Genomic DNA, 5,152 nt, shown 5'->3' with positions numbered 1-5,152 from the left:
GGCCCATCACGGTAATAGATACCGGTCGGAGACCCCGTCGACCGTCTCGAGCGCCCCGCGGACGGCGGCTCACCGGTCTCGACCGAACCCGGCCGCGAACGTCCCCTCGTCGACGGAGAGGACCGTCGGTCGGCCGTGCGGACAGGCGTACGGACGGTCGCACTCGCCCAGGCGGTCGAGCAGGTCGCGCAGGTCGCCGGCCGCGAGGTCGTCGAACTCGCCGCGCTTCAGCGACGGGTGACAGGCGAGGTCCGCGAGCAGGGCGTCGCGCGCGTCTCGCGCCGCGCCGGCGTCGGCCCCCGAGACGGTCGCGAGCGCGTCGCGGAAGGCGTCGGCGTCCGCCGCGCGACCGAACGGCGCGGGGACGGTGCGCAGGCGGCGCGTCCCGCCGCCGAACGCCTCGGTCTCGAAGCCGAGCGCGGCGAGGTCGTCCGCGTGCGCCCTCGCGGCCGCCGCCTCGTCGGTCGACAGCGAGACCGCCGCGGGCGGGTCGAGCGCCGCGGTCGGCACCGGCTCGCCGTCGAACGCGCGGGCCAGCCGCTCGTAGTTGACCCGCTCGTGGGCCGCGTGGCCGTCGATCACGAGCAGCTCGTCGCCGGCCTCGACGAGGACGTACAGGTCGCGGAACACCCCGATCGGCTCGGCGCTCGAGAACGCGCCCGCCCGCGAGCCGTCGTCCGCGCCGACCGGGGTGAGCGCGGCGTCGAGGTCGGTGGCGACGTCCGCGGACCGCCGGAGGTCCGCGCCCGTGAGCGCGTCCTCGACGACCGACGCCACCGCGTCGGCGACCGCGTCGGCGTCGCGGAGGCCCACCTCCCGCTTCGCCGGATGGACGTTCGGGTCGACCCGGTCGGGGGGTAGCGACACGTCGACCGCGGCCACCGGCTCGCGGCCGTCGGGGAGCAGGCGTCTGTAGCCGTCGCGGACCGCCGCGGCGAGCCGGTCGTTCCGGACCGGCCGGCCGTTCACCGAGACGCGGACGTGGTCGCGGGTCGCTCGGGTGACCGAGGGGTACGCCAGCGCGCCGGCGACATCGACGCCGACGGCGTTCACGTCGGGGTCGGCCTCGGGCGGCAGGTCGACACCGGCGGCGACGGTCGTCGACCGGCTCGCGGTGTCGCGGTCGTACACGCCGAGCAGCGCGTCCGTGCGGTCGGTCCCGGGCGTCGACAGCGTCGTCGAGCCGTCGTGGTCGAGGGTGAACGCCACGGACGGGTTCGCCAGCGCGTAGTCGGCGACGAGCGAGGAGATCCGCGCGAACTCGGCGTGCGCGCCCGCGAGCGACTCCCGGCGCGCCGGGCGGGTCTTGAACAGGTCCTCGACGACCACCGTCGTCCCGCGGGCCCGCCCCGCGGGCTCGACGTCGACGTTCGAATCCGAGGCCGGCGTTCCGGCGGCGCCCGCGCTCTCGCCGTCGACGACGACCCGGGTGCCGACGCCGTCGCCCGGGCTCGTCACGAGTTCGAGGCGGGCGGCCTCGGCGACCGCCGCGAGCGCCTCGCCGCGGAACCCCAGCGACGCGACCCCGACCGGGTCGCCGTCGGGCGCGAGCTTGCTCGTCGCGTGGCGCTCGACGGCGCGGGTCGCGTCCGCGCGCCCCATTCCGCGGCCGTCGTCGGCGACGCGGATCCGGTCGGTTCCGTCGCCGTCGACGGCGATATCGACGCGCGAAGCGCCGGCGTCGAGGGCGTTGTCGACGAGTTCGCCGACGACGCGGGCTGGCCGCGTCACCACCTCGCCGGCCGCGATCCGGTCGACCGTCGCCCGGTCGAGCCGTCGCACGCGCTCAGCGTCGTCGGTCGGACCGTCGGCTCCGGACGCGCCGCGACCGCGGTCTCGCTCACCCGTCATCGTCGAGCCGGGACTGGAGGTCGTGGAGCGCGTTCAGCGCCTCTATCGGCGTCATCCGTGCGAGGTCGAGGTCGCGGAGCGCGGCGGCGAGGTCGGGAGACGCGCCGGCCGGTGCTCCCGGGTCCGCGTCCGATGCCGGGGACGCGCGGTCGCTCTCCGGCGAGCGCTCGGCCGCGGGGGAGTCCCGCTCTGAGTCGAACGCGGCCCCGTCCTCCGGCGCCTCCTCGGCGAGAAACTCGCGCAGCGACGCGTCGCCGTCGCGATCCTCGGAGTTGCTGTCGCGGTCGCCGGCGTCGGCGGACGGTCCGCTCTCGCCGGAAGACCCCGTGGCGTCGACCGCGTCCCCGCGCCCGTCTCCGCTCGCCGCGCGCGCCCGGTCCGCCTCCTCCGCGGCGACGAGGTCGCGGGCGCGGCCGACCACCGGACCGGGGACGCCGGCGAGCTCAGCGACCTCGACGCCGTAGGACGACGAGGAGGCGCCGGGGACGACCCGGTGGAGGAACGTCACGTCGCCGTCCTCGCGAGTGGCGGTGAAGTGGAGGTTGAAGACTCGTTCGCGCTCCTCGGCGAGGTCCGTGAGCCCGTGGTAGTGCGTCGCGAAGAGGGCGGTCGCGCCGAGCTCGTCGTGGAGGAACTCGGCCGCGGCGCGGGCGATGGCGCGGCCGTCCGTGGTGGCCGTCCCCCGTCCCACCTCGTCGAGTAAGACGAGGGAGTCGGCGTCGGCGTCGTGGAGGATCTCCGTCAGCTCGCTCATCTCGCGCATGAACGTCGACTGCCCGCCCGCGATGTCGTCGGAGGCCCCGACGCGGGTGAACACCCGGTCGAAGACGGGGAGCGCGGCGGCCTGCGCGGGGACGAACGACCCCGTCTGCGCGAGCACGACGGCGAGCGCGACCGACCGCATGTACGTCGACTTCCCGCTCATGTTCGGGCCGGTGATCACGGCGACGGAGCCGCGCGGGAGGTCCGCGTCGTTCGGGACGAACGCCTCCTCGGTCCGCTCGACGACCGGGTGTCTCCCGCCCTCGATCTCGACGCCCGCGTCCGAGTCGTCGCGCAGGTCGGGGCGGACGTAGTCGCGCTCGACCGCGACCGCGGCGAGCGCCGCCAGCGCGTCGAGTTCGGCGAGCGCGTCGGCGAGCGCCTGGATCCGCTCGGTCTCGGCCGCGACGCGCCCGCGGACGTCGACGAACAGCTCGTACTCCAGCGCGTCCGCCCGCTCGGCGGCCCCGACTATCTCCTCCTCGCGCTCCTTCAGCTCCGGCGTGACGTAGCGCTCGCTGTTCTTCAGCGTCTGCCGACGCCGGTAGTCGTCCGGGACGCGGTCGAGGTTCGCGTCCGTCACCTCGATGTAGTAGCCGTGGACCTGGTTGTGGCCGACGGACAGCGAGTCGATCCCGGTGCGCTCGCGCTCGCTCGCCTCGAGGTCGGCGACCCACTCGCGGCCCTCGCGCTCGGTGGCGCGCAGGGCGTCGAGGTCGCCGTCGAACCCCTCGCGGATCACCCCGCCCTCGGTGATCTCCTGCGGCGGGTCGGTCGCGATCGCGTCGTCGATCAGCTCGCGGACCTCGGTCAGCTCGTCGAGTCGGTCGCGGAGGTCGCGGAGGTGGTCGGTGCGGGGGAGGTCGGCGCCGTCCTCCGCGGCGGCCCGTTCGCCCTCGGCGCCCGCGAGCGTCGCCTTCAGCCCGGGGACGACCGCGAGCGTCCGGTGGAGCGACCGCAGGTCGCGGGCGTCGGCCCGACCCCGGGAGACGCGGCTCACCAGCCGCTCGAGGTCGTATGCTGTCGCGAGCGCGTCGGCGATCCCCTCGCGGGCGAGGCTCCGGTCCGCGAGCTCCCCGACCGCGTCGTGGCGGCTCCGGATCGCGTCGGCGTCGACGAGCGGGCGGCGGAGCCAGCGCTCGAGACACCGGCGCCCGAGCGCGCAGCTCGTCTCGTCGAGGACGTCGAACAGCGTGTCGCTCGCGCCCAGCCCGCGGTTCTCGAACAGCTCCAGGCTGCGCTGGGCCGCCGCGTCGAGCCGGAGCCGGTCGCGGGGGTCGTACCGCCGGACCCGGGTCACGTACGAGAGCGGGCCGTCGTCGCCCTGCGTGTACTCGGCGTACGCGAGCACCGCGCCGGCCGCCCGTAGCTCCGCGTCGGCGTCGAAGCGGTGGTCGGGCGCCGGGAGGTACGGCTCCAGCCGCTCGGTCGCCGTCCGGCGGTCGAACGCGCCCGCGTCGTAGTCGTGGGTCGTCCACCCGCGCTCCGCGTCGCTCGGCTCGAACGCGGGGGCGTCCGGGCCGGCGATCAGTTCGGCCGGGGCGATCCGGTCGAGCTCGCCCGCGACCGTGTCGGCGTCGCCCGCCGTGACGAGGCACTCGCCGGTGGAGACGTCGACCGCGGCGAGGCCGACAGTCGTCCCGGCGTCGTCGTCACCGTCCGCCGCCACGGCCGCCACGTAGTTCGTCGTCCCCGACTCGAGGAGGTCGTCCTCGACGACGGTGCCGGGCGTGATCACCTCGGTGACGGCGCGGTCGACGAGCCCCGACGCCTGCTCGGCGTCCTCGACCTGGTCGCCGAGCGCGACGCGGTACCCCGCGTCGAGCAGCGACTCGAGGTAGGGGGCCGCGTTGTCGATGGGTATCCCCGCCATCGGGTAGTCGCCCGTCGAGTCGGACCGCTCCGTCAGCGTCACCTCGCAGACGCGCGCCACCGTCTCGGCTGCCTCGCAGAACGCCTCGTAGAAGTCGCCCACCTGAAACAGCACCAGGGCGTCCTCGTGGGCGGCACAGAGGTCGGCGTACTGCGAGAGCATCGGCGTGAGCTCCTCGCGGGCGGCGGCGATCCCGGGCGGTAACCCCGTCACCGTCTCCCTGTCCGCCGGTTCCATACGCCGTACCCGGGCGGCCGCGGTGATAAACGGTGCGGAGGCGAGGGAGGCGACCCGCGGCGCGGGCGTCGCGCTCGGACGCGACCGCCGCGGCTCGCCGGGCGGCTCACCAGCGGGACGCTTACGGTCCTCCGCCCCCGAGTGGGGCCGTGACGAACCGAACGGTCGTCGTGGTGCTCGCCGGGGCGTTCGTCGGCATGACGGCGCTGCTCGTGATCGCGGGGATCGTCCTCCACCCGATCGCGCTGGCGCTCGCGCTGCCGTTCGCCGCCGTCTCGTACTTCCTCTGGTACCACGCCAGCGGACGCCTCGACGAACAGGCCCGGCGGTCCGCGGAGCGGGCGGGGCCGACGGAGCGCGAGCGCGCCAGGCAGCGCGCCCGCGCCGAGGCCAACCGCGAGCGGGCGTACCGCGCCGCCGGGACCGACG

At 75.7% G+C, this 5,152-nt stretch carries 2 protein-coding genes and 1 pseudogene; 1 reads left to right on the top strand and 2 read right to left on the bottom strand.

Annotated features, from left to right (window positions below; translation table 11 throughout):
* Positions 1-69: 69 nt before the first annotated feature.
* Positions 70-1,851: a DNA mismatch repair endonuclease MutL gene (mutL, locus tag Q0116_RS06875; RefSeq protein WP_297886593.1), complete on the bottom strand. Its 1,782-nt coding sequence runs from the start codon at positions 1,849-1,851 to the stop codon at positions 70-72.
* Complete coding sequence (gene mutS, locus Q0116_RS06870; protein WP_297886592.1) at positions 1,841-4,723, bottom strand: DNA mismatch repair protein MutS; 2,883 nt, start codon at positions 4,721-4,723, stop codon at positions 1,841-1,843. Before mutS ends, mutL begins: the two co-directional genes overlap by 11 nt.
* A gap of 149 nt (positions 4,724-4,872) precedes the next feature.
* Between mutS and Q0116_RS06865 the strand changes: the two are divergent.
* A pseudogene (locus Q0116_RS06865) lies at positions 4,873-5,152 on the top strand (molecular chaperone DnaJ); the annotation flags it as partial.

Source organism: uncultured Halorubrum sp., from assembly GCF_937146585.1.
GTDB lineage: Archaea > Halobacteriota > Halobacteria > Halobacteriales > Haloferacaceae > Halorubrum > Halorubrum miltondacostae.
This window is presented reverse-complemented; position numbering and strand designations above follow the sequence as displayed.